This is a genomic window from Nonomuraea indica (assembly GCF_002850745.1).
Lineage (GTDB): Bacteria > Actinomycetota > Actinomycetes > Streptosporangiales > Streptosporangiaceae > Nonomuraea > Nonomuraea indica.
Genome location: NZ_KZ559486.1, coordinates 1 through 2,932 on the forward strand (window position 1 = coordinate 1; position 2,932 = coordinate 2,932).

Here is a 2,932-nt window from a genome sequence, read left to right on the forward strand (position 1 = left end):
AATCTGGTCGAGCACGCGTTGACGGTCCGGATGGCCGTGCCAGGCTGGAGCGGCTAGCGGAGCGGCTAGGCTGAGTCCAAGACCTTCATCCGCTTCGAGGACTGGCCAACCACGTGTTCGAGACGCTTTCCGACCGGCTGACATCGGTCTTCTCCTCCCTCCGATCCAAGGGTCGGCTGTCCGACGCCGACATCGACGCGACCACCCGCGAGATCCGCATCGCGCTGCTCGAGGCCGATGTCGCGCTGCCGGTGGTCAAGGCATTCGTCGCCCAGGTCAAGGAGCGCGCACGCGGCGCCGAGGTCTCCCAGGCGCTCAACCCGGCGCAGCAGGTCGTCAAGATCGTCAATGACGAGCTGATCGAGATCCTCGGCGGCGAGACCCGCAGGCTCCGCTACGCCAAGACCCCGCCCACGGTGATCATGCTCGCCGGTCTGCAGGGCTCCGGCAAGACCACGCTGGCGGGCAAGCTCGCCCGCTGGCTGCGCGAGCAGGGCCACACCCCGATGCTCGTCGCCGCCGACCTGCAGCGCCCCAACGCCGTCCAGCAGCTCCAGGTCATGGGCGAGCGCGCGCAGGTGGCCGTCTACGCCCCCGAGCCCGGCAACGGCGTCGGCGACCCCGTCGACGTGGCCCGCCGCTCGATCGACGAGGCCAGGCGGCAGCAGCACGACATCGTCATCATCGACACCGCCGGCCGGCTCGGCATCGACCAGGACATGATGCGGCAGGCCGCCGACATCCGCGCCGCGGTCACGCCCGACGAGGTGCTGTTCGTGGTCGACGCCATGATCGGCCAGGACGCCGTCACCACGGCCCAGGCCTTCATGGACGGGGTCGGCTTCGACGGCGTGGTCCTCACCAAGCTCGACGGAGACGCCCGCGGCGGCGCCGCCCTGTCGGTCAGGCACATCACCGGCCGGCCGATCATGTTCGCCTCGACGGGCGAGAAGCTCGAGGACTTCGACGCCTTCCACCCCGACCGGATGGCGTCGCGGATCCTCGACATGGGTGACATCCTCACCCTCATCGAGCAGGCCCAGAAGACGTTCGACGAGGAGCAGGCCGCCAAGATGGCGGGCAAGCTCACCTCGGGCGAGAACTTCACGCTCGACGACTTCCTCGAGCAGATGATGATGGTCCAGAAGATGGGGCCGATCAAGAATCTGCTCGGCATGATGCCCGGCATGGGGCAGATGCGCGACCAGCTCAACTCGATCGACGACCGCGACCTCGACCGCATCGCCGCCATCATCCGGTCCATGACGCCGGCCGAGCGGCAGGACCCCAAGATCATCAACGGCTCGCGGCGGGCCCGCATCGCGGCCGGCTCCGGCGTCACCGTCACCGCCGTCAACAACCTCGTCACCCGCTTCTTCGAGGCCCAGAAGATGATGAAGCGGATGGCCGGCGGCATGGGCATCCCCGGCATGCCGGGCGGTCGCGGCAAGGCCGGCAAGGCGCAGAAGAAGGGCAAGAAGGGGCGCCGGGTCAGCGGAGACCCGCGCAAGGCGGCCCTCGGCAAGGCCTCGGCCGACTCCGGCGACGGCGCGGCGCCCGCGCCCAAGCCGGGCGGCATGCTGGGCAACCTCGGCGGCAAGCTGCCTCCGGGCATCGAGCTCCCGCCGGGCTTCGACCCGTCCAAGTTCAAGCTCCCCGGCCAGCAGTAGCCGCGAGTCGAACAAACTCCCCGGCCGGCAGTAGCCGCGAGTCGATGAAGCTCCCCGGCCGGCAGTAGCCGCGAGAGACCGTCGCCGGGCGGGCCCCCGTCCTCCAGGGTGGGGCCCGCCCTGCGGTCGTCTGCGCGTCGCGTCGCTGGCAGTGCCCGGGATCTGGCACAATGACATGTTGGAACACCGTGACCAGCTGGGTGCCCTCTCATCTCCCGGCGGCCACGCCTGTCCCTGGAGCGAGCGTCCTGTCGTGCCCCACTCGGCGAGGCGTAGCTCACCCGCGCTCGAATGCAGGAGAGACCACACCCGTGGCAGTCAAGATCAAGCTCAAGCGGCTCGGCATGATCCGCAACGCTCAGTACCGTATCGTCGTCGCCGACAGCCGCACCAAGCGTGACGGCCGGGCGATCGAGGAGATCGGCCTGTACCACCCGAAGGAAAACCCTTCGCGCATCGAGGTCGACGCCGAGCGCGCGGCCTACTGGCTCGGCGTCGGCGCGCAGCCGACCGAGCCGGTCCTCAAGCTGCTCAAGCTCACCGGTGACTGGCAGAAGTTCAAGGGCGAGCCCGCCCCTGCGCCGATGAAGGTCGCCGAGCCGAAGGCCGACAGGCACGCGCTGTACGAGGCCGCGGCCAAGGAGGCGCTGTCCGGTGGCGACACCGGCACCACCGCCACCACGCCGAAGAAGGCCAAGAAGAAGGACGAGGCCGAGGCCGCCGCCGAGACCCCGACCGAGGGCGAGGGCTGACGTGCTCGAGGAGGCTCTCGAGCACCTCGTGAAGGGCATCGTCGAACATCCTGACGATGTCCGGGTTCGCGCACGCCGCATCCGCAGCGGGCGCGTCCTGGAGGTCCGGGTGCACCCCGAGGACCTGGGCAAGGTCATCGGTCGCGGCGGGCGCACCGCCAAGGCGCTGCGCACCGTGGTGAACGCCCTGTCCGACGGGAAGTACGTACGGGTCGACCTGCTCGACCTGCACGAAACGGTCCGTTAGCGTCAGGTTTGCGCGCCCTCATCGGGACCTTCCGATGGGGGCGCTCGCGTTCGCGGCCCTTCCCGTCCAGGAGGTGGCGCCGCCACGGACCCGGGGCGCTGGTTCCGGCGGTCCGGCCGCGTGCGTTCGCGCACGGCGGTCCGCCGCGGGCCGGGATTCGCGCCGGACGGTCACGACGGCCGGCGCGCGCGGGGCTTCCGGGCCCACCTTGAGCCGCGGGGTGGCGTTGCCCGCGCACACCCGCCTCACCGGCGGGGGGGCGC

At 70.6% G+C, this 2,932-nt stretch carries 3 protein-coding genes; all 3 read left to right on the plus strand.

Translation table 11 applies throughout. The annotated features are described in order from the left end of the window. Window positions 1–113 precede the first annotated feature (113 nt). A complete protein-coding gene (ffh, locus tag CXR44_RS33730) occupies window positions 114–1,670 on the plus strand; it encodes a signal recognition particle protein (protein ID WP_101790209.1) in 1,557 nt (518 codons plus the stop codon). A gap of 311 nt (window positions 1,671–1,981) precedes the next feature. Next, the gene (rpsP, locus tag CXR44_RS33735; RefSeq protein WP_101790210.1) at window positions 1,982–2,422 is read left to right on the plus strand and encodes a 30S ribosomal protein S16; all 441 of its coding nucleotides are present in this window, start codon (window positions 1,982–1,984) and stop codon (window positions 2,420–2,422) included. A 1-nt stretch (window position 2,423) separates the two neighbouring features. Further along, window positions 2,424–2,669: an RNA-binding protein gene (locus tag CXR44_RS33740; protein ID WP_101790211.1), complete on the plus strand. Its 246-nt coding sequence runs from the start codon at window positions 2,424–2,426 to the stop codon at window positions 2,667–2,669. Window positions 2,670–2,932 lie beyond the last annotated feature (263 nt).